This is a genomic window from Streptomyces sp. NPDC003284, assembly GCF_053589675.1.
On the sequence record NZ_JBSFSI010000009.1, the window covers coordinates 54,138 to 79,064 of the forward strand.

The following is a 24,927-nucleotide window of genomic DNA, read 5'->3' on the forward strand; positions in this document are numbered from 1 at the left end:
CGGGACGGGCCGCCCGGCGGACGTCACTCCCGCGTCCGGTGCGCGAAGACCCACCGGTTGCCCTCCAGCGCGTCGTTCGGCTCGGGGAGCGGGCCGCGGCCGTGCCGACGGGTGAAGTCGAAGGGGGTGTGCGTCGCGGTGGACCAGCCCGTGGCGGCGAGGCGGCCCGCGGAGTCGGGGCGCGGTCCCTTGTCGAAGAGCTGGAGCAGGTCGATGCCGATCTGCTGCCTCGTCGCCGTGTAGATGGCGCTGTCGCGGTAGTCCAGCAGGTCCTTCTCCAGTTTGGCCTCGAAGGCCAGTGCGCTGCCCCGGGCGCTGAGCCGGTCCACCGTGTCCACGAGATAGGTCTCGGCGGGGGCCGGCAGGTAGAACAGCAGGCCCTCGGCGAGCCAGGCGGTCGGTGCGGCCGGGTCGAACCCGGCGCCGGTCAGCGCGGTGACCCAGTCGCCGCGCAGGTCGACCGGAACGGGGACGCGCGCGGCCCGCGCGGTGGCCGAGAGTTCCGCGAGCACCCGGTGCTTGAAGGCGAGGACGCCGTCCCGGTCGATCTCGTAGACCACGCAGCCGGACGGCCACTCCAGCCGGTAGGCGCGGGTGTCCAGGCCCGCGCCGAGCAGGACCACCTGGCGGGCGCCGGTGCGGACCGCGCCGAGGAGGAAGTCGTCGAGGACCCGGGTGCGCAGCCCGAAGTAGCGGGCGAAGCGGCCCCACAGCGGATTGCCGTCGCCGTCCGGGACCTGCTCGATGCGCACCGGCCAGTCGGCGCACGCGGGTGCGGCGCGCACGAAGTGCTCCGCGTGGACGTCCTGGGCCAGGCTGTCGTCGCGGTGGGTCTCGATGGCCCGTGCGGCGGCGACCAGGAGGGCGGTCAGGCCCACTCCCCCGTCCACGCCCTCGGTCTCCCGGGTCTCCTGCGGTCGGGTGTGCTGCGGCGCCGTGCCGGTCATGTCTCCTCCGTGGGCGGGAGCGGCGACCGTGAGGTGCCGGGCGGTCGGATACGGGCGCGGACCGGGTGAGTCCGCGGTGCTGCGTGCCTGGCTCATCGGCCTCTTCCCTCGGGGAGCAGGACGGGTTTGACCACCCGGCCCGCCTCGCAGTCGCGTTCGGCGTCGTTGACGGCGGTCAGCGGGTAGGTGCGGATCAGCTGGTCGAAGGGGAACCGCCCGGCCTGCCAGAGTGTGGTGAGCCGGGGGATCAGCAGTGCCGGTACGGCGTCCCCCTCGCAGATGTGCCGGACGGAGCGGCCCCGGTCCAGCGTGCCCGTCTCCAGCGGCAGCGCGGTGTGCAGCCGTGCCACCAGGCCGAGGACGCCGGTGGGGCGCAGGGCCCGGAGCGCGTCGTTGATGAGCGGCGGCGCGGCCGTGGTGTCGAGCGCGTACCGCGCGCCGCCGTCGGTGAGCCGCCGGATCCGTTCGGGCAGGCCGGGCGTGTCGGCGTGCAGCGCGAGCGCGCCGAACCGCTCGGCGAGGGCCAGCCGCCCGGGGTGCCGGTCGACGGCCACGGTCAGCGCGCCGGCGGCGGTGGCCGCCATCACCGCGGCCAGGCCGACCGCTCCGGCGCCGTACACCGCGAGGGTGTCGCCGGGGCCGGTGCGGAAGGTGTTCAGCACGGCTCCGGCGCCGGTGAGGAAGCCGCAGCCGAGCGGGCCGAGCAGTTCGAGGGGCAGCGCGGGGTCGACCCGGACGGCGTTGCGGGCCGACACGAGCGCGTACCGGGCGAAGGAGGACTGGCCGAACCAGCGCGGGGCCAGCGCTCCCCCGGCCGCGTCGGTGAGCCGGGGGGTGTCCTCCTTGCGTCCGCCGAAGAGGTTGAGGGCGGCGAAGGAGTCGCAGTAGGCGGGGGCGGCGGCGCGGCAGCTGCCGCAGTGCCCACAGGAGTCGAAGCTGAGGACGACGTGGTCGCCGACGCCGATCTCGGTGTCCGGGCCGCCGCCGGTGCGGACCACGACCCCGGCCCCCTCGTGGCCGAGGACCGCGGGCAGCGGGCTGCGCCCGGCCGAGCGGCGGACCGCCAGATCGGTCCGGCACATGCCGCTGCCCGCGATCTCGACCAGGATCTCGCCCGCGCCGGGTTCGTCCCGCAGGTCCACCTCCTCGACCGTGAACGGGCTGTCGCCGGAGCGCAGTACGGCCGCCTGGATCCTCATCGGCCGTCCTCCCGCGGGCGGTGGACGACGAACGGCCGGAGGTTTCCGTAGAGCCCCCACGGTCCGCCCGCGACGCCGACGCCGCTGTCCTTGATGCCCGCGAAGGGCTGGGCGAGGGAGAGTTCGGCGTGGTGGTTGATCCAGGCGGTGCCGCATTCGAGGCGGTCGGCCACCGCCTCGGCCCGGTCGAGGTCGGTGCCCCACACCGAGCCGCCCAGTCCGTAGCCGGTGGAGTTGGCCGCCTCGACGGCCTCGTCCAGGTCGCGGTACGGCAGCACCGGCAGGACCGGGCCGAACTGCTCCTCGGTGACGACCGGGCTGTGGGGCGGGACGTCGGTGAGGACGGTGGGGGCGAAGAAGTGTCCGGGGCCCTCCAGCCGGTGGCCGCCCGCCGCGGCGCGGGCGCCGTCCGCCAGGGCCCGCCGGGTGACCTGCTCGACGCGGGCCAGTTGCGGGGCGTTGTTGACCGGACCCAGCCGGGTGCCGGGGTCGAGGCCGGGGCCGACGGCGACGCTCTTCGCGCGCTCGGCGAGGGCCTCGACCACCCGGGAGTGGATGCGGGCCGGTGCGTAGACGCGCTTGACGGCCATGCAGACCTGCCCGCAGTTGCGGAACGCGGCCCAGAACAGCCGGTCGGCGAGGGCGTCCACGTCGGCGTCGTCGAGCAGGACGGCGGCGTCGTTGCCGCCCAGTTCCAGGGTGACCCGGGCCAGGGAGGCCGCCGCGCCCTCGGCGACGGCCCGTCCGGTGGGCACCGAACCGGTGAAGGTGACGTGGCGGATGCCCGGGTGGGAGACGAGGCGGGCGCCGAGGGGTTCGCGTCCGGTGACGACGGTCAGGACGTCCTCGGGCAGCACACCGGCGAGGACGGAGCCCAGCAGCGAGGTGGCGAGCGGGGTGAACGGGGAGGGCTTGAGGACCACGGTGTTCCCGGCGGCCAGCGCGGGCGCGAACTTCGCCGCCGCGAGCTGGAGCGGGAAGTTCCACGGCACGATCGCGGCGACCGGTCCCAGCGGGCGCCAGCGGATCTCGCTGTGCACCGGCCGGCCGTCGGTGATCTGCCGGGTCCTGGGGGCCAGACCGGCGAAGTAGCGCAGGCGGGCCGCGGTGCGGGCGGTCTCCGCGTACGACTCGGCCAGGGGCTTGCCCTGTTCGCGGGTGAGCAGCCGGGCGAGGTCGTCGGCCGCCGCCTCGACGGCGTCGGCCGCCGCGCGCAGCGCGGTGGTGCGGGCCGCGGCGTCGGAGCGCCAGCCGGGCCAGGCCCGGTGGGCGCGGCCGACGACGGCGTCCAGCTCGTCGGGGTGCTGGTCGGGGGCTTCGTCGACGGTCTCGCCGGTGGCGGGGTCGAGGACGGCGAGAGCCCCGGCCCGGCGTCCTGGGACGGTGTCGGCTCGGAGGTCCGGCATGCCGGGGTCAGTTCGCGGCGGGGACGGCGGCGGCGTGCTCCCGGGCCTGCCGCTCCATCTCCGCCCGGAAGGCGGCCACCAGATGCGGCTGAATCCTTCCTGCGGTGCGGTCGCCGCCCTCGCAGACCGCGCCGCGCACCCCCACGATGTCCGTGCCGATCCGGGTGAGCGGACCGAGGTCGGCCTGTTTGACGCTGCCGGCGAGGGCGGCGAGCAGACCCACGTCGTGGGCGAGCCGTACGAACTCGGCGCAGACGTCCGGCGGGACGTGGTCGAACAGCCTGCTGCCGTCCTTGATCGCGGTGTCCAGCATGGCCGCGTCGGCGCCGGAGCGGGCGGCGATGTCGGGCAGGGCGAGCGGGTTGACGCAGCCGATCCGGTGGGCGTCCGCGTATCCCGAGGCGACGACGAGTGCCTCGGGACGGTGGTCCTTCACCGCCCGCACCACCCCGCGCATCACCTCGACGGCCTGCTGGGGCGTGGTGCAGCCGTAGAGCCCGACCTTGATGTACGTGGCTCCGGAGACGACCGCGCCGAGGGCGGCCTGGGCCACCGTGCCGGGCTTGTAGGGGACGTCGCCCACCGTGGCGGAGACCGGCTTGTCGGCCGGGACCGCCTCGCGGATCTCTCTGATGACCCAGGGGTAGTTGGCGCCCAGCGAGCCCTCGTCGGGCTTCTTGACGTCGACGATGTCGAGGTGTTCGGCGGCCTTCGCACAGTCGAGGGCCTCCTCGACGCTGTCCGGGGAGATGAGAAGCAACACCATGGGCTCCTTCCGCCGCAGGTCCGCCTGCCGTGCGGGCAGGGGTGCGGATCGCCTGGTTCGTGCGCGGTGTGCTCATCATTTACTCCGTCCGCGAGCGCCGGTAGAGCGTGCGGAGTCCTCATGGGGCGCCTGTGACCACGCGCAGTGCGCCGTGCGCACCGGCGTGAACCGGTCCCGCCGGTGCGCACCCGGCCGGCCGCCCGGACCGCGGCGGCCGCCGCCCCGCGCCGACGGCCGGTCAGCGCACCCCCCGGTGGTGCAGTGCCAGCCACACCCGGTCGCGGGTCAGCGGGAGTTCGGTGAAGCGGACGCCGGTGGCGTCGCGCAGGGCGTTGGCGAAGGCGGGGGCGACCGGGTTGAACGGGCTCTCGCTCATCGACTTGGCGCCCAGCGGGCCGATGGTGTCGGCGGTCTCCATGAAGTGCACCTCGGTGCGCGGCACATCGGCGTACTGGGGCAGCCGGTAGCGGCGGAAGGCGGCCGTCTCCACCGCGCCGCGTGCGTCGATGCGGACGTTCTCGAAGAGGGTGGCGCCGAGCGCCTGGGCGACGCCGCCCTCGACCTGGCCGCGGCACTGCATCGGGTTCATGACCTGTCCGGCGTCGGCCGCGTGCACGCTGCGCAGGATGCGGATCTCGCCGGTGCCGGGGTCGACGGCCACCTTGAACCACTGCGCGTTGAAGGCGACCGAGCGCGGGGTGCCGCCGAAGTGGCCGTCGGCGGCGCACTCGACGCCGACCGCGCGGGCGCTCTCGTACAGCTCCTTGAGCGGGAGCCGGCCGCCGGGGTGGGCCACGGCCTCCTCGGTGAGCCGGCAGTCGGCGCGCGGCACGCGCAGCTGGGCGGCGGCGAAGTCGAGGAGCAGGTCGGCGAGGGCGCGGGCGGCGCGCAGGGTGGCCTTGCCCGCGACCACGGTGCCGGTGGAGGCGAAGGCGCCGGTGTCGTGGCGTACGACGTCCGTGTCGGACTGGCGGACGGTGATGCGCTCGACGGTGGTGCCCAGTTCGCCCGCGGCGATCTGCCGGTGCACGGTCGTGGTGCCGTTGCCGAACTCCGCCGTGCCCACGGCCAGGTCGAAGGTGCCGTCGGGGAGCAGGCAGGCGCGGGCGTCGGCGAGGTGGCCGCCGGGCGGACCGGTGGCGATCATCGCCAGGGCGGTGCCCTCGCCGACCAGCCAGCCGTCGGGGGCGGGGTGTCCGGCCCCGGTCTCCGCCTGGGCCCGCCGGACGACGGCGACGCACTGGTCGAGGCCGTAGCTGGCGATGTGCAGGTCCTCCTCGTGGCCTCCGGGGGTGAGCATGGCCTCGCCGGGTCCGATGATGTTGCGGGCCTTGAACTCCAGCGGGTCGATGCCGAGCAGCCGGGCGAGTTCGTCCAGGGCCGACTCGACGGCGAACATCACCTGGCCGAGTCCGTAGCCGCGGAAGGCGCCCGCCGGGACGGTGTGCGTGTACACCGAGTAGGCGTCGACCTTCTTGTGCGGGGCGCGGTAGACCGCCAGGGACTCGCCGACGCTGTGGAACATCACGGCCGGGCCGTGGTTGCCGTACGCGCCGGTGTCGGCCACGACGCGCAGCCGCAGCGCGGTGAGGGTGCCGTCAAGGCGGGCGCCCGCCTTGACGTGGACGGTGAACGGGTGCCGGGTGGTGGCGCCGTAGAACTGCTCGGCGCGGGTGTACTCCAGTTTCACCGGGCGGCGCAGCCGGAGCACGGCCAGGGCGACGATGTCCTCGACGAGCATCTCCTGCTTGCCGCCGAAGCCGCCGCCGACCCGGCCCGCGACGACCCGCACCTGTTCGGGCGGCAGGTCGTACAGGGCGCACAGGGCGCGGCGGGTGAGGAAGGGGGTCTGGGAGCTGGTGCGGACGGTGAGCCGGCCGTCCTCGTCGATCCAGGCGACGGCGCCGTGGGTCTCCAGGCTGGCGTGCTGGGCGCGCTGGGTGCGGTAGGTGGCCTCGTGGACGGCGTCCGCCGCGGCGAAGCCCGCCTCGACGTCGCCGATCTCGCCGTGCGCCTCGCCGACCACGTTGTCCCGGGGGCGGGCGATGCGTGCCGTCGCGGCGTCCTTGTCGTGCACGACGGGTGCGCCCGGCCGCATGGCCTCCTCCGGGTCGAGGACGGCCGGGAGGACCTCGTAGGTCACCTCCACCCGGCGGCAGCCCTCCTCGGCGGCGGCCTCGCTGTCGGCGACGACGGCGGCGACCCGCTGGCCGATGTACCGGACGGTGTCGTCCAGGACGCGGGTGTCGTCCGGGTCCTCCTCGGGGTGTTCGTGGCGGGCGGTGGAGAAGTGCCGTTCGGGGGCGTCGTGGTGGGTGAGCACGGCGTGGACGCCGGGCACGCGCAGCGCGGCGGAGGTGTCGATCGCGGTGATGCGGGCGTGGGCGTGCGGGGAGCGCAGCAGCTTCATGTGCAGCAGTCCGGGCACCGTGATGTCGAAGGTGTAGCGGGCGGTGCCCGTCACGACCTGCGGTCCGGCGGGGGCGGGCAGGCTGCGTCCGACGGCCTCGCCGGGCGCCGGGGCCTCCACGTTCCGTACGCCGCGTACGGCGTCCTCGATGGCGCGGTAGCCGGTGCAGCGGCACAGGTTGCCCTTGAAGGCGCGGGGCAGGTCGGCGAGCTTGTCCTCGTCCAGGGCGGCCGTGGTCATCAGGAATCCGGCGGTGCAGAAGCCGCACTGGAAGCCCTGGGCGTCCAGGAACCGCTGCTGCACGGGGTGCAGGTCGCCCTCGGGCGAGGCGAGGCCCTCGACGGTGGTGACGGCGGCGCCGTCGGCGCGGAAGGCCGGGTACAGGCAGCTGTGGACCGGCCTGCCGTCGACGTGGACGGTGCAGGCGCCGCAGTCCCCGGCGTCGCAGCCCTTCTTGACACCGAACCAGCCGCGCTCGCGCAGATAGGTGCGCAGGCACTGGCCGGGCCGGGGCTCCTCCTCGTGGCGCCGTCCGTTGACGTCGATCCTCATCGTGCCGCCTCTCCCAGTTCCCGGCGGATCTCCTCCGCGTAACGGAACGTCATGTGGCGCCGCCACGCGGGCAGCCCGTGGATGTCGTCGAACCACTCGTCGTCGGCGACGGCCGAGCCGATCGCCGCGCGCAGGGCCGCCGCGGTCGGCGGCAGCGGGAACCACAGCCGGACCGGGCGGACGGTGGACGCGGTGACGGTGACGGCGAGGGAGCCGTCGAGCGGGTCCAGGGCGCCGATGACCAGGACGCCGGAGCGGCCGAGGCCGTACAGGGACGCCTGCCGGAAGGCCGTGCGGCAGGCCAGGGAACGGGCGGGCAGGGTGACCGAGCGCAGCAGTTCGCCCTCGGCGAGGTCCTTGCGTCCCGCGCCGGTCACGAAGCCGGTGACGGGGCGCCGCCGCCGGGTGCCGTCCTGGGCGAGCAGCAGGCACTCGCCGTCGAGCGCGGCGGTGAGGGAGGTCATCGGGCCGGCCGGCAGGGCGTTGCAGAGGTTGCCGCCGACGGTGGCCATGTTCCAGATCTTGAAGGAGGCGAGGAACGCCCGGCAGCACTGCTCGAACAGGGGCGCCGCCGGATCCGGGAGCGTCTTCGCGTACCGGGAGAGCGTGGCGATGGTGCAGGTGGCGGCGATCTCCAGCGCACCGTCCGGGTGCCGGTGGACGGGGGTCCAGCCGGTGCGGCTGAGGTCGACCAGGCGGCGCAGGTGCGGCTGCGGTTCGGAGAACAGGTAGGTGCCGCCGCCCAGCCAGGCGTCGCCCGGCCGCCAGGGCGCCGGGTGCCGGGCGTCGCGTATCTCCGTCACCGTGTTGAGGTCCATGGCGGCAGTGAAGCAAGCCACAGGGGCCTGGGACGACTGGTCCGGAGCACGGAAAACACTGCGGCGCCGCCTTGTTGTCTGGGTGATCCTCCAAGAGGCATTCCGCTGGTGTCGTCTGGCATTTACCATGCGATGACTCGCAGGCACCTGGTGAATGTGAGATGCCGGGTGTCAGGCACCCCCATCCGGCAGGCGTACGAGGAGCAGGAGCACATGCACGTCGAACACCTCCTGGAGGACGAGTCCCTCGGTCTGCGCCTGCTCTGGGCCGAGGACCCGCTGCTGCGGCGGGAGATCAGCGGGGTCACCGTCACGGATCTGGAGGACCCCGCCCGTTTCGTGCGGCCCGACGAGGTGGTGCTCAGCGGGCTCGTCTGGTGGAGCGCGGACGGCGGCAAGGGCAAGGCAGAACGTTTCGTCTCCGGGCTGAAGGACGCGGGCGCCGCGGCGCTGCTGGCCGGTGAGGAGACCCACGGGCTGGTCCCCGGCGAGCTGGTGGAGGCGTGCGCGCGGCACGGGCTGCCGGTGGCCGGGGTGCCGGCGCATGTGATGTTCCGCGCGATCACCGACACGGTGTACCTGCGGCAGTGGGGCGAGCTGGGCCGTCACCGGGCCCTGCCCGAGCATGTGCGCGACCGGCTGGACCGGCTCGTCGCCCAGGGCGAGGGGCCCGCCGCGGTGCTCACGGCCGCCTTCGCGCACCTGGACGCGGCCCCGGCCTACGTCCTCACCGCGGCGGGCCGCACGGTGGCCGCCACGCCGGGCGCCGTCCCGCTCCCGCCGCGCGAGGCCGCCGCCCTGCCCGGGAGCGGCAGCGGCGCGACGGTTCCGGTGGAGGCGGACGCCGACGCGGTCGGCGGGTACGAGCGCTGGTGGCTGCATCTGCCGGACGCGGCCGCCGCGCCGCCGCGGCTGCTGCACGAGATCACCACGGTCCTGGGCCGCTGCCAGGAGGCGCTGGCCGCCCGCCGGGCCGCCGAGCGGGACGCGGCGGCCGGACTCGGCCGGGTGCTGGCCGCCCCGGAGTCCGGGGACCTGCCCGCCGCCCTGCGGGCCTGCGGGCTGCCGGAGCGCGGACCGTACCGCCTGGTCGTGGCCGGCACCGGCACCCGGCACCCGGGGGCCGCCGAGAGCGCGCTGTCGGAGGCGGTGGCCGGGGCGCACGAGGCGGCGGGGCAGCCGGTGCCCGCGTGCGCCGCCGTGGGCCGGCTGCCCGACGGGAGCGCCTTCGCGGTGCTGCCCGAGGAGACCGCCGCCGCGCTGGCCGAGGTCTGGCCCCGGGTGGCCGGATGCGACCCGGGCCTCCTGCACGGCGGGCTCGCCGCGCCCACCGCCGAGGCGGCCGGGCTGCCCGGGGCCCTGGCCGAGGCCCGCTACGCCCTGGCGTCCGCCCGCACGAGCGCACCGGACGCCTCCGGGCTGACCGACGCCCGCGCCCTGACCACGCTCGGCTCGCTCCTGACCGGCATACCGGCCGAGGTGCGCACCGCCTACAGCCGTACGGTCCTCGGGCCGCTGCTCGGCCCGGCGGACGCGTCCGCCGCGCTGCTGCGCACGCTGGAGGTGTTCCTCGCCCACGACGGTTCCTGGGCGCGTACCGCCGAGGCCCTGCACCTGCACGTCAACACGGTGCACTACCGCATCGGGCGCATCGAGCACTTCACCGGCCGCGACCTGTCCAGCCTGCGCGACCGGCTGGACCTGTGGGCGGCGCTGCTGTGCCGCACGGGTCCGGACGGGGCGCCGGTCGCCCGGCCCGCCGGGGAGCCGAAGGAGACCGGGGCGGCTAGGACCGGTCGACGTGCACGCTCGTCGACTTCACACGCGCGACGACCGTGACCCCGACCGCCAGGTCCAGTTCGTCCGCCGCCTCCCGGGTCACCAGGGAGACGACCTGGTGCGGGCCCGCCTGGACCACCACCCGGGCCACGACGTCGTCGGCGACGAGCGCGGTGACGATGCCGGTGAAGGCGTTGCGCACGGAGGTCGGCGGGCCGGACGCCGCCTCCCGCGCGTCCTCGGCGGCGCGCTCCTCGGCCAGCCGGGCGAGGCCCACGCCGTCGATCACCCGGTTGCCCGCGCCGTCCCGGCCCATCGGCAGCCGGCCCGCGTCGGCCCACCGCCGCACGGTCTCCGGGCTCACCCTCAGCAGGCGCGCGGCCTGGCCAATGCTGTACGTCGGCACCGTAGAACCCTAGCCCGTCGCCGGGCCGGTGCCGGAACCGCGTCCCCGGGGTCGCGCTCCTGGTCCGGCGATGCCGTCCGGGCGCGGCGGGGCCGCTCGCGCGGAGCCGGTCAGGCGCGGCACACCCGCGCGAACCGCCGGGTGAACTCGGACCAGGCGGCGGCCGACGCCGCCTCGTCGGCCACGGCCCGCGCGTGCAGCCGGTCCGCGTCGACGCCGCGCCCGGCCAGGTACGCCCGGTCCCAGGCGGCGACGGCGGCCGCGTCCGCCTCCGGGTGGAACTGCACGCCCCAGGCCCGCTCCCCCACCCGGAACGCCTGATGGGGGCAGGCGTCACTGGCCGCGAGCCAGACCGCCCGGGGCGGGAGTCCGGTGATGGCGTCGACATGCCGCTCGATCGCGGGCACCGTCTCCCCGAGCCCCGCGAGGAGCGGGTCCGCGGCGGCCTCGGGGCGCAGCCGGATGGTGGTGCTGCCGTACTCGGGCGTGCCGTGCGCGGCGCGCACCGTGCCGCCCGCGACCTGGGCCAGCATCTGCCCGCCGAGGCAGATCCCCAGCATCGGTGTGCCCTCGGCCAGCGCCTCGGCCACCAGGTGCCGGGTCGCCGGGAGCCAGGGGGCGCGCTCGTCGTCGTCCGGGAGCCAGCCGCCGCCGAGCACCAGCAGCGGACGTCCGTCCAGGGTCCCGGGCAGAGCCTCCCCGGCCCAGGGGTGCCGGACCTCCAGGCCGAGTCCGGCCGCGCGCAGCCAGGCACCGACGCGGCCCGGACCGCCCCGCTCGGTGTGCTGCACGACCAGCACGGAGCCGGGACGCCGTCCTGTGAGTGCCATGCGCGACTCCCCTGCCGTGCGGGTCCGGTGACCGCGCCAGCAGAGCAGGGCGCGGTGCGCGGCGTCAACAGGGCGCGTGGTCGGCCCGCTCGGACCCGCCGGGGGGGTACGCGCCGCCGCCCTCGCACCCGTTGAACCCGTGGACGCGTCGAACCCGTGGACGCGCAGGTCCCTCGGTGGGCCGCCCGCTGCCGCCCGCTGTCGGCGCACGCCGAGCCTGTCGGGGCGGCCCGGACACCGCCATCTGTTATCGATAGCACCCGCCTCATCTTCCCCACCAGCCAAGGCGATTGATCGGTGCCGAGACCTATTGTTATCGATAACTTTCCCTTACTGTCTTCCTCACCCCCCGTCTCAGAGTCACGAGGAAGCTCCCAGGTGGATCCCATGCCCCTGCACCACTCCCGGCGCTCCCGGCGCTCCGGCCGGCCCAGATCCGGTGCCGCCGCCGCGACCGCCGCGCTCATCGCCCTGGGCACGCTGTCGGCCGGCGCCCTGCCGGCCCACGCGGGCCCGGACCGGCCGCCGGCCCCGGCCGCCCCCGCCTCCCCCGAGAACCCGGCCACCCCGGTCACCCTCAGCGCCGCGGGCCTGACCGTCCGGGTGGCCAAGGAGTTCCCCCAGGTCATCTCGTACACGATGGGCGGCAGGACGCTCGGCGGCCAGGCCCGGGTGCTGGACACCTTCACGGTCAACGGCACGGCGCACACCGCCACCACGACCATGAAGGCGTACCGCGCCCAGGCCGTCTACACCTCCACCTTCGCCGACCTGCCCGGCCTCACCATCACCTCGACGATCACCGTCACCGACCGCGGGACGGTCGTCTTCGCGGTGAAGAGCATCACCGGCCCCGCCGCGTCCACCGTCGACCAGCTGGCGATCCCGGACCAGTCGCTCGTCTCGGTCGACTCCTCCGCGGCCCACGCCACCCTGGCACGCACCAGGATCTCGACGGACTCGACCACCACGGCGGACCAGTTCCTGCCGATCACCGCGGACACCGCCCCGGACAAGGCGGCCGTCGGCACCCCCTACGGCTTCGTCAGCAACGGCGCCCTGGCCGCCGGGATCCTCACCAACGCCACCGACGACTCCGCGCAGGACAACAACGACAACGGCAACAACCGCCTGAAGTCGCGGATCGTGGACGCCGGGAACGGCGCCCGCCGCGCGGAACTGTCCGTCGGCACCTACACCTACGCCCCCCGGGGCGCCACCGACGCGCGGGTGAAGACGTACGCGCTGCCGCAGGCCACCGTCGTGCTCGCCGCCGACGCCAACGGCGACGGACAGGTGGACTGGCAGGACGGCGCCATCGCCTACCGCGCCCGCATGACCCGTCCGCTCGGCGCGGAGCGCGTGCCCGAACGGGTCGTGCAGCACATCCCGTTCAACTTCGCCAGCCAGGCCACCAACCCGTTCCTGAAGACGCTCGACAACGTCAAGCGGATCTCCCTGGCCACGGACGACCTGGGCCAGTGGGTGCTGGAGAAGGGCTACGCCGACGAGGGCCACGACTCGGCGCACCCCGACTACGGCGGCAACTACAACGACCGCGCGGGCGGCCTCACCGACCTGAACAAGCTCACCCGCACCGGCGCCGGTTACAACGCCGACATCGCCGTGCACGTGAACGCCACCGAGGCCTACCCGCAGGCCAAGACCTTCAGCGAGGCCCTGGTCAAGGGCCAGGTCAACGGCTGGGACTGGCTGAACCAGTCGTACCACATCGACCAGCGCACGGACCTGGGCAGCGGCGCGGTCCTCGACCGGTTCAAGCAGCTCCGCAAGGAGGCGCCCGGCATCAGGACCGTCTACATCGACGCCTACTACTCCAGCGGCTGGCTGGCCGACGGACTCGCCGCGCAGCTGCGGAAGATGGGCTTCGAGGTCGCCACCGAGTGGGCGTACAAGTTCGAGGGCGACTCGGTGTGGTCGCACTGGGCGAGCGACAAGAACTACGGCGGCGTCACCAACAAGGGCATCAACTCCAACATCGTCCGGTTCCTCTCCAACACCGACCGCGACGTGTGGAACGTGGACCCGCTGCTCGGCGGCAGCAGCGTCAAGGAGTTCGAGGGCTGGACCGGCCACGACGACTACGACGCCTTCTACCGCAACATCTGGACCGACAACCTGCCGACCAAGTTCCTCCAGCACTACCAGGTCATGGACTGGGACTTCGGCAGGTCCGCCACGCTGAGCGGCGGGGTGCGGGTGGCGCTCCAGGACGGCCGGCGCCAGGTGTCGGTGAACGGCGCTGACGTGCTCGACGGCGACACCTATCTGCTGCCCTGGGGCGAGGCGAAGGGCGGCGACGGGACCTCCTCGCCGAGCCGCGCCGACAAGATGTACTACTACAGCGGCTCGGGCGGTACGCACACCTTCACGCTCACCGGGCAGTTCGCCTCCACCCGCTCCTTCACCCTCTACAAGCTGACCGACCAGGGCCGGGTGAAGGCCGGGCGGATCACCGCGCACGGCGGGAAGGTGACACTGACCGGCGACAAGGACCAGCCCTACGTCCTCGCGCCGAACGGCGACCGGGCCCCGCACACCGACGCCCGCTACGGCGAGGGCGGCCCGCTGGCCGACCCCGGTTTCAACTCCGGGAACCTGAAGGCGTGGAGCCCGCGCGGCGGCGCCGCCCTCGCCCGCACCGACACCGGTGACAACGTGCTGCGGCTCGGCACCGGCGGTGCCTCCGGCGTCTCCCAGCGCGTCAAGGGCCTCACCCCGGGCAAGCGCTACACGCTGAGCGCCGACGTCGAGGTCACGGCCGGACAGCGCCGCACCGTCACCCTGGAGGCGAGCGGCCACCGCGTGCAGGCGCGCAACGCGTTCGACACCACGCCGCTGCGCAACACCGTGGCGGCCGACGCCAAGCAGGGCACCTACGCGCAGCGCGCCTCGGTCGCCTTCACCGCTCCGGCGGACGGACAGGTCACCGTCGCGCTGGGCGCGGCGGCCGGGACCGCGGCCGTCACCCTGGACGACGTACGGGTCATGGCCGACACCTCGGCGCCCGCGCCCGGCGGTGCCGTCGTCGCCCAGGACGACTTCGAGGGCAACCAGCCCGGCTGGGGCCCGTTCGTGAAGGGCGACGCGGGCGGGGTCACCGACCCGCGCACCAGCATCAGCCGGCTGCACGCGCCGTACAGCCAGAAGAGCTGGAAGAACACCTACTCGCCGTACAACTCCGGCGCCCTGAAGGGCAAGGCGGTGGACGACGTCCTCGACGGCGGCCACTCGCTCAAGGCCCACGAGGAGAACACCGGTCTGGTGTACCGGACCGTGCCCGCGACGGTGCCCTTCGTCGCCGGTCACCGCTACCAGGTCTCCTTCGACTACCAGACCAACCTCGACGGCCAGTGGGCCTGGGTGACCGGCGCCGACCGGATCGCGGGCGGGAAGACCACGGCCCGGGACATCGGCCGGGACACGCTCGCTCCCGCCCTGGACACCACGGCGTACTCCAAGGAGATCGTCGCCGGGTGCGGCGACACCTGGGTGGGGCTGCGCAAGCTCGGCGGCGCGGCCGGAGCGGACCTGGTCCTCGACGACTTCCGCGTCACCGACCTCGGCCCGGTCACCGGCGGCGCGGCCTGCGCGAGCGTGACCACCCCCGCGGGCACCGATCTGAGTCCCGGGGTGGCGGGCGAGTACGTCACCTCCTTCACCAACAGCGAGGAGGGCGACGCCACGAACGTCGTCACCCGCTTCGAGGGGCTGCCCTCGGGCTGGACGGTGCAGGTCAAGGAGCGCGACGGCAACCGCTTCGAGCGGGTGAGGCCGGGCGCGACCGTCAGCACCGCCTGGGTGCTGACGCCTCCGGCGGGCGCCGCGGGCACCCCGGCGGCGTGGAAGGCCACGGCCGTCTACGACGAAGCGGGCGCCACCAAGACGGTCTCGGCGGACGCGCGGGCCGCGGTCGCGAGCGAGCCGGTCCTCTCGCCGGGCTCGATGACGGCGAGCGCGGACTCGGAGAACCTGTCCTCGGGGGCCGCGGAGGGCCCGGTGTCCAATGTGCTGGACGGTGACCCGGGCACCATCTGGCACACCGACTACACCGCGTCCGAGGCGCCCTACCCGCACTGGGTGACGCTGAAGCTGGGCGGTCCGGCCGACGTGGACGGCTTCGGCTATCTGGGCCGGCAGAGCGGCGGCCAGAACGGCCGGGTCGCGGGCTACCGGGTGGACGTCTCCGACGACGGCACCACGTGGCGGACCGTCGCCGACGGCACGCTCACCGACTCGCCGCAGACACAGCGGATCTCGTTCTCCCCGGTGCGCGCCTCCTCTGTGCGCTTCACCGCGCTGAACGCGCTCAACGGCCAGCCCTTCGCCGCGGCCGCCGAGATGCGCGTGTACGGGGCTCCGGTGGACGCGCCGACGGGGTATCCGCCGGCCGAGCGGTCGTAGCACCGCACGCACCGCACGCACCGCATGCGGGGTCTGCCGCGACCGGCTGTTCCATGGCCGGTCGCGGCGGGCCCCTCCGTGCGTCCGGGCCGGTGGTCAGCGGCCGCGGTCGACCTGGGGGCGGTTGTCGTGGAACAGTTCGATGCCCGCGCGCAGCCCGGCCGCCTCGACGGCGGGGGCCGACCGCAGCCACTCCAGCGCCGTCCGGCACGTCGGGGTCTCCTCGACCAGCCCGTAGACGCGCAGATATCCGGCGAGGCGGTTCAGCAGCGCGCTGTCGTCGACGGAGAGCGCGGAACCGAAGGCGCCCAGGGGCTCCTTGGCGGCCCGCAGATAGCTGTCCATCTGGTGGAACTCCAGGGCGAGCTGCTTGCGCTCGCTGGAGAGCCTGCTGTCGGGGAGCGCCCGGATGATCGCGCTGGGCTTGCCCTCACTGGCCGGGTAGCTGTCCCCCACGGCCAGTTTGAAGGCGGCCGCCGCCTCCGTGCCGAAGGCGCGCAGCTCGGAGGAGATCCACCGCTCCTTCATCGTCTGCTTCGGCGTCTGGGCCTTGAAGGCGCGGGTGACGGAGTCCAGGGCGTGCTGCATCTCGTGCGCCACCGTCGCGGCGAACTCGCGCAGCGCGGAGGCCGGGGCGTCGGCGGGCGGCGGCTTGATGTGCAGGACGCCGCCCTGGGCGGTCAGGTCGTCGATGACGAACTTGGCGCGTGCTCCCTGGTAGGACGTCTGGTCGTCGATCTCCACGGTGACGGAGGACTGTTCCAGGGCGCGCAGCAGCTGTGCGTAGGGGACGGCGAAGGTGGCGCCGCGCTGTTCGCCGGGGGCCGCCTTCTCCAGCAGTTCGGCGAAGCGGTCCGGCGGGAGGTTCTCCTGGGACCAGCGGCCCTTGGAGTAGTCGACCGAGCGCTGGAGCGCCGGGGCGGCGCCGGGATGGGCGGCCGTCGTGTCCTCGGCCGGGCGGTGGGCGGGGGCCGGGCCGCCGAGCACCCGGGTCGCGTTGGCCTCGGCCTCCCGTTCGAAGCGGTCCGAGGGCGAGGAGACCTTCAGCCCCTGGCCGTTGTCGGTGCCCGCGACCGGGCCCCGGCGCTGCTGGACCACATGGGTCAGTTCGTGCGCGAGGGTGTGCCGGTCGCCGCCGCCGTCGCCGATGACCACATGGCTGCCCATGGTGTAGGCGCGGGCGCCGAGCGCCTCGGCGGAGCGCCGGGCGTCGGCTCCGGTGTGCAGCCGCACATCGGAGAAGTCCGCGCCCATCCGGGCTTCCATGTCCTTCCTGACCGGCTCGGCCAGGGGCGTGCCGGAACCGCGCAGGACCTCGTCGACGGCGGAGCGCTGGACGGCCGCCTCGTCGGGCGCGGGGCGGTGGCCGCAGTGATCGGAGTGCTGGTGCCGGGCCTCCTCCAGCATCCGGGCCACGGCGGCGTTGCCCGCGGCGCGCTGGAGGGCCAGCAGCGCGGGCCGCTCTCCCGTGGCGGGGCGGGCGGCGGGCGACGGGGCGCGCCGGGTCCTCGGGGAACGCTCGGCGGGATCCGGCGTCTTGTCATGGGCGTGGGCGGGCATGGGTGAGTCCCTTGTCGCGGCGCGGACGGGCGGTTCCAGAGGTACCGGGCGGAGCGCTGTCGCGCCAGAGCCGCGGGGGCACAGTCTGCTGCCCCGACGACTCGTCCGCGGGCGTGCGGTGATCGTCCGGGCCGCCCCTGCGTACGGAAGAGGGCGGGGCCGGGACGCGTACGGCGTCCCGGCCCCGCCCTCGTGGCGCTCGGCCCCCGGTCGGCCCGGGGGTCACACGGGTTCGGGCTGCGGTTCCGGGCGGGGCACCAGGGCCGGTTCCGGGTCCCAGAGCCTCATGGTCCGGACGTAGCCGAGGATCACCGAGCCCATCGCCAGCAGGAGCAGGGGTCCGAACAGCCACGGCTGTCCGGCCAGCTCGGTCGCCAGATAGCGGTACGCGACCAGGAGCGCGGCGAAGACCACCGTGCCGTGGGCGACGAAGCGGGTGGCCGACCGGTCCCAGCCGCGGGCGAGCGAGCGCATCGTGGCCTCGATGGTCAGTGCGAAGACCACACCGGCGACGAGGTCCGCGCCGTAGTGGTAGCCGAAGCCCAGCGTCGCGGTGAGGGTGGCGACCAGCCAGAAGGTGCCCGCCCAGCGCATGGCCCGCGAGCCCTTGCGGGAGTGGATGAAGAGCGTGGTGGCCCACGCGGTGTGCAGGCTGGGCATGCAGTTGCGCGGGGTGATCTCGTCGAACGGCATCGCGTGCGGGGTGCCGAGCGGCGCGAGGGTGTCCGGCCACAGGTCGGCCGTCGCCCAGTGGCCGCCGTCGGGGCCGTAGGCGAAGACCGGTCCGACCACCGGGAAGATCATGTAGATGGCCGGTCCGACCAGGCCGATGGCCAGGAAGGTGCGCACCAGGTGGTGGCTGGGGAAGCGGCGCTCGGCCGCCACGTTGCGCAGCTGGTAGAGGCCGACGAGGGCGGCCGCCAGCGGGAGCTGGCCGTAGACGAGGTGCAGGAGGTGGGAGCCGACCGGTCCGGTGGCCTCCAGGGCGCGGCCGACCAGCCAGGAGGGGTTGCCCAGCGCGTGGTCGGTGGTCGCCACGTACTGGTCGAGGACCGACGGGCGGGTCTTGGACGTGATGAGCAGCCAGGTGTCACCCGTCTTGTGGCCCGCCACCAGCAGCAGGGCCAGTCCGACACCCTTGAGCAGCAGCGCGCGCTCCTGGCCGGTGCGCCGGGTGAACGCGAGGACCGCGCAGCCCAGGACCACCCACAGCGCGCCGTTGCCGAAGGCCGGTCCGGCACCGGCCGCCCAGCGCACCAGCAGGAACACGACGTCGATACCGAGGGCCGTGCACGCGGCGACGAGCCGCTGCCGCCAGGTCAGCACCACCATCAGCAGCGCGAGCCCCGCGTACAGCAGCGGGCCCGAGCGCGGCGCGAAGACGATCTCCCGGGCCTGGTTGGTGATCGGCCCCGGAACGCCGTATCCGCGTGCGGCGATCTCCAGCGCGACGAGGAATCCGACGACCGCCACGCCCGCGGCGGTCCACAGCACCGCTCGAGCGGATATTCGCTTCGATGTGTTCTTCAATTGTTTAGCCCATTGAGTAGGTTGTGGACATATTGCTGGCTAATGATGCTGGTTGGCATGGTTTTCCGGTGAAGAACGGGTGATCAGGCCGATGGTCATGAGTTCGAACATGCTAACCGGTGGCCGTTCGCGCCCTTCTCCGGGAGGCGTTCGCGGCAGATGCCGCCCCGCTCAGGCCGCCGGGCGCGGTGTCCCGGAGGGGGCCGGGAATCCGTACGCGGTCCACCTGTCGGTCACCCGGCGGCGCACGTCCTCGGGGAAGGAGTTCCGGAAGGACGCGGTGACGCCTCTGGTCTCGCCCTCGAAGTCGGCGGGGAGCAGGCAGCTGACGACGGACTTGCCGCCCCGCCCGGCGCGCACCTCGTCGTCGGTGAGGTAGGGGACCATGGGGATGCCCGGCGCCTCGGGGTAGACGTAGTGGCCGGTGGCGGGGTGGTGGCGGGTGGCCAGGGCCCACACCACCTGGTCGATGTCGGTGATGTCGACGTCGTCGGCCACCAGCAGCACCTTGGGCACCAGCCAGCCGGTGTGGGAGCCGAAGAGCGCCTCGGCGACGGCGTCGGCGAGCCGCCGTTCGGTCAGGCCCGTCGCGGCCAGTTTCCGGGTGTCGACGGCGACCACGATCCAGCAGGTCGCGGCCTCGTAGGAGCACCAGGCCAGCGAGACGGGCAGGCCCTGGGCGCGCAGCCGGTGCAGGCTCGCGGCCGAGATCATGGTGCCCCACACGGTGTGGTTCTCCTCCGGGGGGACGCCCGCCACACAGAAGGGCAGGATCGGGCGGTCCCGGTGGGTGACGGCCTCGACGTGGAAGACGGGCTGCGGCCTGCCCTCGCTGAAGGCGTACCCGTGGTACTCCCCCATCGGTCCTTCGGGGGCCGTCTCGTCGGGGCTGATGTACCCCTCCAGCACGATCTCGGCGTTGGCCGGGACGTACAGGCCGTTGGTCTCGGTGCGCACGACGTCGACCGGGGTGCCGGTCAGGGCGCCGACGTAGCCGTCCTCGTCCACCTCGGCGGGCAGCGGCATACCGGCCGCGGCCAGGGCGGCGGGCGGGGCGCCGAGCACCATGGCCCAGGGGGTGCGTTCGCCGCGCTCGCGCCACATCCGGTGGATCATGCCGAGGTGCTGCTGCGGCATGGCCGGGCCGACCAGGGTGGTGGGGCCGTGCAGCATCGTGCGGCTGACCGACCAGCTGGTCCAGGATCCGTCCGGGGTGCGCACCACATGGAAGCCGTACGTCCCGAAGTACCGCCCGCCGTCCTGCTGGTGCAGCAGCGGCACCGGGAAGCGCGTCAGGTCGACGGCGTCGCCGGTGAGGACGTTCTCCTTGCAGGGGCCGGTCGGCACGATCCGCGGGGGGACGGGGGCCGCGTCCATGGCGTCGACGAGGTATTCGAGCAGGTCGCGCGGGGTGGTGTCGCGTCCCAGGCCGAAGTGGGCGGCGAGGCGTCCGTAGGTCTGTCCCGGGCACGAGCCGAGTCCGGCGGGGGCGCCGAGGAGACGGAATCCCTCGTCGCCCTCGGTCAGCCGGCTGAACAGCGGGGCGGGGCTCCTGGTGTCGTAGACGCGCCGGGTGACGGCCGCGGCCTCCAGGGTGGGGCTGACCGGCTCGCGGATGTCGACCGCGTCGCCGGCGGCGAGCAGTTCGGACACGAAGTCCCGGAAGTTGAGCGCGCTGCCGTGTTGGGTCATGAGAGGTCCTTTGCTGCGGAGGGGGCTGCGGACGGGAGGGGTGCGGGGGCGGTGCCGGGGGCCGGGTGCGGGGCCGCCTTCATGCCCTGCCAGCGCCGCGCGGTGGGCAGGTCCAGGCCGAACTGGTCGAGGACGCGCACGACGATGTGCTCGACGAGGTCGGCGACGGTCTCCGGACCGTTGTAGAACGCGGGGACGGGCGGCATGACGACGGCGCCCATCCGGGTCAGCTCCAGCATGTTCTCCAGGTGCACGGCCGACAGCGGGGTCTCCCGCGCCACCAGGACGAGCCTGCGCCGCTCCTTGAGCATCACGTCGGCGCAGCGGCTGATCAGATCGGCGCCGTAGCCCGTGCGGACCGAGGCCAGGGTCTTCATGCTGCACGGTGCGACGACCATGCCGTCGACCCGGAAGGACCCGCTGGAGACCGGCGCGGCCTGGTCGTCCGGCCCGTGGCACACCGAGGCCATCTCCCGCAGGTCCCGCATCGAGTACGGGGTCTCCTGGGCCAGGGTGGCCCTGGCCCAGCGGCTGACCACGAGGTGTGTCTCGACCCCGAGTTCTCCCAGCGCCCGGAGCAGGCGCACGCCGATGGGCGCCCCGGTGGCCCCGGTCATCGCGACGACGATTCTCACTTCGCCACCCTTCCTGTCACAGTCAGTTATGACGTACACGTCCTACTTCCTCGGACGGTATAGTACGTACACGTCCTGAATCAAATGCGGCGGAGGCGGCACCCATGACCGACGAGAGCGCACCCGGGCCCACTCCCCTGGAGGCGCTCGACGGACCGGGACCGCTGGCCCGCCGGCTGAACCAGGTGCACACCCGGCTGTGGTACGAGGCGGTGCACCAGGACGTGACGGGGCCGCAGTTCACCGTGCTGAGCCTGCTGGACGCCCACGGCGACATGGACCAGGGCACCCTCGGCGCGCGCGCCCATCTCGACAAGTCGACCGCGGCGCCGCTGCTGCGGCGGCTGCGGCAGCGGGGCCTGGTGGACATCGCCCAGGACGCGGACGACCGCAGGCGCAAGGTGGTGCGCCTCACCGAGGAGGGCCGCGCTCTGGCCGTCGCCCTCGCGCCCCGGGTCACGGCCGTGAGCGAGCGGATCCTCGCGCCGTTCACCCCGAAGGAGCGGGAGCAGTTCCTCGCGCTGCTGCGGCGGGCGGTCGAGCGGTCACCGGATCAGGACGGCGACGCCTAGAAGGGCGGGCGCACGGCGATGAGTTCCACCGGTTCGCGCAGTCTCACCCGTGACATCACCGCCCCAGGGAGGATCTCCATGGCCCAGTTGCTGAGAGTGCAGAACTTCAATGTGTCGAGCGACGGTGTCGCCGCCGGCGAGGACCAGACCTTCGAGCGGCCGTTCGGGCATGTCGACCCCGAGCGGCTGTTCTCCTGGGCCGGTGCCACGGCGAGCTGGCCCCGGCGCACCGAACCCGGCGGCAGCCGGGGCCTCGACGACTACATGACGCGGGACTTCGGGAACAACATCGGCGCCGAGATCATGGGCCGCAACAAGTTCGGGCCCCAGCGCGGGCCCTGGCAGGACCACGAGTGGCAGGGCTGGTGGGGTGACGAACCGCCGTTCCACACACCGGTGTTCGTCCTGACCCACCACGAGCGGCCGCCGATCACCCTGTCCGACACCACGTTCCACTTCGTCGGCGGCGAACCGGCCTCGGTGCTGGAGCGGGCCCGGGAGGCGGCGCGGGGCAAGGACGTGCGGCTGGGCGGCGGGGTGACCACCGTCCGGGAGTTCCTGGACGCCGGTCTCGTCGACACCCTGCACGTGGCGGTCTCGCCGGTGAAGCTCGGCTCCGGACTGCGGCTGTGGGACTCGCCCGACGACCTGCTCGACCGGTTCCACCTGGACGTCGTGCCCAGCCCGAGCGGCGTCACGCACCACCTGTTCTGGCGCAGGTAGCCCGGCGTGCCCGCGCGGCCGGGGCCGACCGGCGACCGGCCGCGCGGGGGTGCCGTGCCGCCGCCCGGCCCGGCGCCGCTCCCCGGCTCCCGGGCGGTCCCGGGGCCGGGGTCAGTCGTCGAGGCTGCGCATCCACCGGTCGACATAGGCGCGGTGCTCGGGGACGAGCGCTCCGGCGGGGAACATCAGCGAGGTGACGTTGGCGCCGACGGCCAGGCCGATGATCTCGCCCGCGAGCGTGTGCACGGCGGGCGCGTCGGGTGCCTCGCCCCGGCCGCGCGCCTCGGCGATCCGCGCGGCCAGCCTGCGGCGCCACTCCATGAGGTGTTCGCGGTAGAGCGTGGCGAGTTCCTCGTTGTCCAGCGAGTGCTCCCACAGCGCGAGCAGCACCCGGGCGGAGTCGATGCGGTACTGGTCCAGCGGCAGGGTGGCCTCCAGGTCGCGCCGCAGCGCCTCCCTGGGGTCGGGCGCCGGTTCGCTCGCGACCATCCGCTCGTTCATCTCCGCGAGCACGCTCTCGAAGGTGGCGGCGACGATGCTGTCCTTGCTGGGGAAGTAGCGCTTGAGCGCGCCGTTGGCGAAACCCGCCTCGGCGACGATGCTCCTCATCGTCGCGGCCTCGAACCCGCCCTGGATGATGAGCTTCTTCGCGACCGCGACGATTTCCCGGCGTCGCTGATCGTGGTCGATAATCTTCGGCATAGTTGTTCCTACGGTACTGGCGATCGGCTCGCCGTACGTAGTACCGGCACACCGGAGATCGGCGTCCGGGCCTCCGGGCCCTTCCGGGCCGCCGTGACACGGCACCGGCACCGGGCGTGGGCGGCCCGGTGCCGGTGTCAGGGTGTGCCCGTCGGGGCGGGGGTCAGCGGACGGTCACCCGGAAGACCGGGGAGGCCGTCGCGCCGCTGACGATGCGGAGGTCGTTCCTGCCCTTCAGGCCGAGCTTGACGCCGAGGGAGTAGGAACCGGTCCGCGAGGTGTTCATGGACGCGGGCAGGCTGACCCACGTGCCGTGCTGCTTCTGCTGGAGGGTCACCTTGCTGCCCGCCTTCAGCCCGGTGGTCCGGCCCGTGACCCGGAACAGCTCCCAGGCGCGGACGGAGGTCGCGGACGGCGTGGCCGTGATACTCGCCGTGGCGGCCACGGACTTCTGTGCGACGACGCCGGAGGACGCGGCGGGTGCCGCGGTGGCTGCCGTCGCGGTGCCCGCGAGGGCGAGGGAGGCCGCGCCGAGAACACCGACGACGGCCGTGCGCAGGGAGCGCCGCTTCGAGACCATCACAGATCTGCCCCTTTTCTGATCAGAACCGCGTTTCGCGCCGACCGTCACGATCGTGCCGATTGGCGCACTCATCAGTTACGACGACGCCCTGGGCGCGGGCGTTCATCGGCGCTTTGTCCTGGTCCTGTAACAGCGCGTGCGACAGCGACAGCGACAGCGACAGCCGCGCCGGGCGCGGCTCCGGCCCTACCGCTCGGGGCTCCGGCCGGCGGCCGGGACACGGCCGGTGTCCCAGTCCAGGCGCAGCACGGCGAGGTCGTCGGTGTGCCGGTCGGCGTTGAGAGTGCGGGTGCGGGCGATCAGCCGGTCGAGGTGGGCGCCGGGGTCGGGATCGTCGATGGTGTCGATGATGCGCAGCAGGCCCTCCACCCCGAGCCGGGCCTCGGTGCTGTCGGCGAACCCCTCGATCAGGCCGTCGGTGTAGACGATGAGCCCGCCGCGGGGCGGGAGTTCGAGGGTGGTGGGGGTCCACTTGCCCAGTCCGGGGGCGATCCCGAGGGCGATGCCGTGCGCGGCGGTGACCTGGCGGGTGCCGTCCGGGGTGACGAGGAGCGGTTCGTGGTGGCCGGCCAGGTGCAGGGTCAGGGTGGCCGCGGCCGGGTCGAGGGTGATGAGGGTGCAGGTGGCGAACAGGTCGCTGCCGGTGCGCTCGGCGATGTGGATCTGTTCCAGCAGGGTGAGCAGATGCTGGTCCCGGTGGCCGCCGAGGGTCAGGGCGCGCCAGGCTATGCGCAGGCAGACCCCGAGGGCGGCCGCGTCGGGGCCGTGCCCGCTGACGTCGCCGATGACGGCGTGGACCTGCCCGTCGCCGGTCTGGACGACGTCGAGGAAGTCGCCGCCGAGCAGGGCCTGCGCCCGGCCCGGGTAGTAGCGGCTGGAGGTGGTGACGACGGCGGAGGACAGCAGCGGTTCGGGCAGCAGCCCGCGTTCCAGGCGGGCGTTCTCCTCGGCGCGCAGGCGTCCGATCTGGAGGGCGGCGTTGGCGCGTTCGGCCTGCTTGCGCTGGATGGCGTAGCGGACGGCGCGCTGCATCAGGTCGGGTTCGACCTTGCCCTTGACCAGGTAGTCCTGGGCGCCCGCGGCCAACGCGTCGACACCGGCGCGGGGTTCGTCGAGTCCGGTCAGGACGATGATGGCGGCCTGGGTGTCCGGCTCGATCGCCTGGACCGTCTCCACCCCTGACGCGTCGGGCAGATGGAGGTCGAGCAGGACGCAGTCGACGGGGTGCGCGGCGAGCGCGCCGCGCGCCTCGGCGGCCGTGCGGCAGCGGGTGAGGGTGTGCGGCAGGTCGGTGTCGTAGAGGAGTTCCTCGACCAGGAGCGCGTCCCCGTCGTCGTCCTCCACCAGCAGGATGCGGAACCGGTCCACGCGGCCGGCGTCTCGGTCGGTCAC

General features: G+C 74.0%; 19 protein-coding genes. 4 read left to right on the forward strand and 15 right to left on the reverse strand.

The window, feature by feature from the left end; translation table 11 throughout:
- Positions 1-23: 23 nt before the first annotated feature.
- From ACWDYF_RS20370 to ACWDYF_RS20395, 6 genes are all read right to left on the reverse strand, one after another.
- Positions 24-947: a class I SAM-dependent methyltransferase gene (locus tag ACWDYF_RS20370; protein ID WP_381744617.1), complete on the reverse strand. Its 924-nt coding sequence runs from the start codon at positions 945-947 to the stop codon at positions 24-26.
- Between the two features lie 92 nt (positions 948-1,039).
- A complete protein-coding gene (locus ACWDYF_RS20375) occupies positions 1,040-2,146 on the reverse strand; it encodes an NAD(P)-dependent alcohol dehydrogenase (RefSeq protein WP_389464995.1) in 1,107 nt (368 codons plus the stop codon).
- On the reverse strand, positions 2,143-3,552 hold the full coding sequence (locus ACWDYF_RS20380; protein WP_389464992.1) for an aldehyde dehydrogenase family protein: 1,410 nt from the start codon (positions 3,550-3,552) through the stop codon (positions 2,143-2,145). Before ACWDYF_RS20380 ends, ACWDYF_RS20375 begins: the two co-directional genes overlap by 4 nt.
- A 7-nt stretch (positions 3,553-3,559) precedes the next feature.
- The gene (locus ACWDYF_RS20385) at positions 3,560-4,315 is read right to left on the reverse strand and encodes a (5-formylfuran-3-yl)methyl phosphate synthase (protein ID WP_381744616.1); all 756 of its coding nucleotides are present in this window, start codon (positions 4,313-4,315) and stop codon (positions 3,560-3,562) included.
- 241 nt (positions 4,316-4,556) lie between these two features.
- Complete coding sequence (locus ACWDYF_RS20390; protein WP_389464989.1) at positions 4,557-7,280, reverse strand: molybdopterin-dependent oxidoreductase; 2,724 nt, start codon at positions 7,278-7,280, stop codon at positions 4,557-4,559.
- Positions 7,277-8,098, reverse strand: coding sequence for an FAD binding domain-containing protein (locus tag ACWDYF_RS20395; protein ID WP_381744427.1), 822 nt, complete (start codon positions 8,096-8,098; stop codon positions 7,277-7,279). Before ACWDYF_RS20395 ends, ACWDYF_RS20390 begins: the two co-directional genes overlap by 4 nt.
- Positions 8,099-8,311: 213 nt before the next feature.
- Between ACWDYF_RS20395 and ACWDYF_RS20400 the strand changes: the two genes are divergently transcribed.
- Positions 8,312-9,937: a helix-turn-helix domain-containing protein gene (locus tag ACWDYF_RS20400; protein ID WP_389465133.1), complete on the forward strand. Its 1,626-nt coding sequence runs from the start codon at positions 8,312-8,314 to the stop codon at positions 9,935-9,937.
- Here the strand turns inward: ACWDYF_RS20400 and ACWDYF_RS20405 are convergent.
- Complete coding sequence (locus ACWDYF_RS20405) at positions 9,885-10,283, reverse strand: TOBE domain-containing protein (protein WP_355481857.1); 399 nt, start codon at positions 10,281-10,283, stop codon at positions 9,885-9,887. The two genes, ACWDYF_RS20400 and ACWDYF_RS20405, sit on opposite strands and share 53 nt — an antisense overlap.
- Before the next feature lie 110 nt (positions 10,284-10,393).
- A complete protein-coding gene (locus ACWDYF_RS20410) occupies positions 10,394-11,113 on the reverse strand; it encodes a type 1 glutamine amidotransferase (protein WP_389464985.1) in 720 nt (239 codons plus the stop codon).
- Between the two features lie 387 nt (positions 11,114-11,500).
- On the opposite strand from ACWDYF_RS20410, the gene ACWDYF_RS20415 reads away from it, so the two are divergent.
- On the forward strand, positions 11,501-15,538 hold the full coding sequence (locus ACWDYF_RS20415) for an endo-alpha-N-acetylgalactosaminidase family protein (RefSeq protein WP_389465129.1): 4,038 nt from the start codon (positions 11,501-11,503) through the stop codon (positions 15,536-15,538).
- A 96-nt stretch (positions 15,539-15,634) separates the two neighbouring features.
- Here ACWDYF_RS20415 and ACWDYF_RS20420 read toward each other — a convergent pair whose 3' ends face one another.
- From ACWDYF_RS20420 to ACWDYF_RS20435, 4 genes are all read right to left on the reverse strand, one after another.
- Positions 15,635-17,098 carry an eCIS core domain-containing protein gene (locus ACWDYF_RS20420; RefSeq protein ID WP_389464982.1) on the reverse strand — a complete coding sequence of 488 codons (1,464 nt, stop codon included), beginning with the start codon at positions 17,096-17,098 and terminating at the stop codon, positions 15,635-15,637.
- A gap of 222 nt (positions 17,099-17,320) precedes the next feature.
- Positions 17,321-18,592, reverse strand: coding sequence for a phosphatase PAP2 family protein (locus ACWDYF_RS20425; RefSeq protein WP_381744613.1), 1,272 nt, complete (start codon positions 18,590-18,592; stop codon positions 17,321-17,323).
- 207 nt (positions 18,593-18,799) lie between these two features.
- Positions 18,800-20,320, reverse strand: coding sequence for a UbiD family decarboxylase (locus ACWDYF_RS20430; RefSeq protein WP_389464978.1), 1,521 nt, complete (start codon positions 20,318-20,320; stop codon positions 18,800-18,802).
- A complete protein-coding gene (locus ACWDYF_RS20435) occupies positions 20,317-20,955 on the reverse strand; it encodes a UbiX family flavin prenyltransferase (protein ID WP_389464975.1) in 639 nt (212 codons plus the stop codon). The genes ACWDYF_RS20430 and ACWDYF_RS20435 overlap by 4 nt, the downstream gene beginning before the upstream one ends.
- A gap of 104 nt (positions 20,956-21,059) precedes the next feature.
- Here ACWDYF_RS20435 and ACWDYF_RS20440 point away from each other — a divergent pair, with 104 nt between their 5' ends.
- On the forward strand, positions 21,060-21,527 hold the full coding sequence (locus tag ACWDYF_RS20440) for a MarR family winged helix-turn-helix transcriptional regulator (RefSeq protein WP_381744422.1): 468 nt from the start codon (positions 21,060-21,062) through the stop codon (positions 21,525-21,527).
- 78 nt (positions 21,528-21,605) lie between these two features.
- Positions 21,606-22,250, forward strand: coding sequence for a dihydrofolate reductase family protein (locus ACWDYF_RS20445; RefSeq protein WP_018569731.1), 645 nt, complete (start codon positions 21,606-21,608; stop codon positions 22,248-22,250).
- 111 nt (positions 22,251-22,361) lie between these two features.
- On the opposite strand, the gene ACWDYF_RS20450 is transcribed toward ACWDYF_RS20445, so the two are convergent.
- From ACWDYF_RS20450 to ACWDYF_RS20460, 3 genes are all read right to left on the reverse strand, one after another.
- The gene (locus tag ACWDYF_RS20450; protein ID WP_389464971.1) at positions 22,362-22,952 is read right to left on the reverse strand and encodes a TetR/AcrR family transcriptional regulator; all 591 of its coding nucleotides are present in this window, start codon (positions 22,950-22,952) and stop codon (positions 22,362-22,364) included.
- Positions 22,953-23,115: 163 nt separating this feature from the next.
- Positions 23,116-23,532 (reverse strand): hypothetical protein, encoded by a 417-nt coding sequence (locus tag ACWDYF_RS20455; RefSeq protein WP_389464968.1) that lies wholly within the window; start codon positions 23,530-23,532, stop codon positions 23,116-23,118.
- 189 nt (positions 23,533-23,721) lie between these two features.
- The gene (locus tag ACWDYF_RS20460) at positions 23,722-24,927 is read right to left on the reverse strand and encodes a PP2C family protein-serine/threonine phosphatase (RefSeq protein WP_381744419.1); all 1,206 of its coding nucleotides are present in this window, start codon (positions 24,925-24,927) and stop codon (positions 23,722-23,724) included.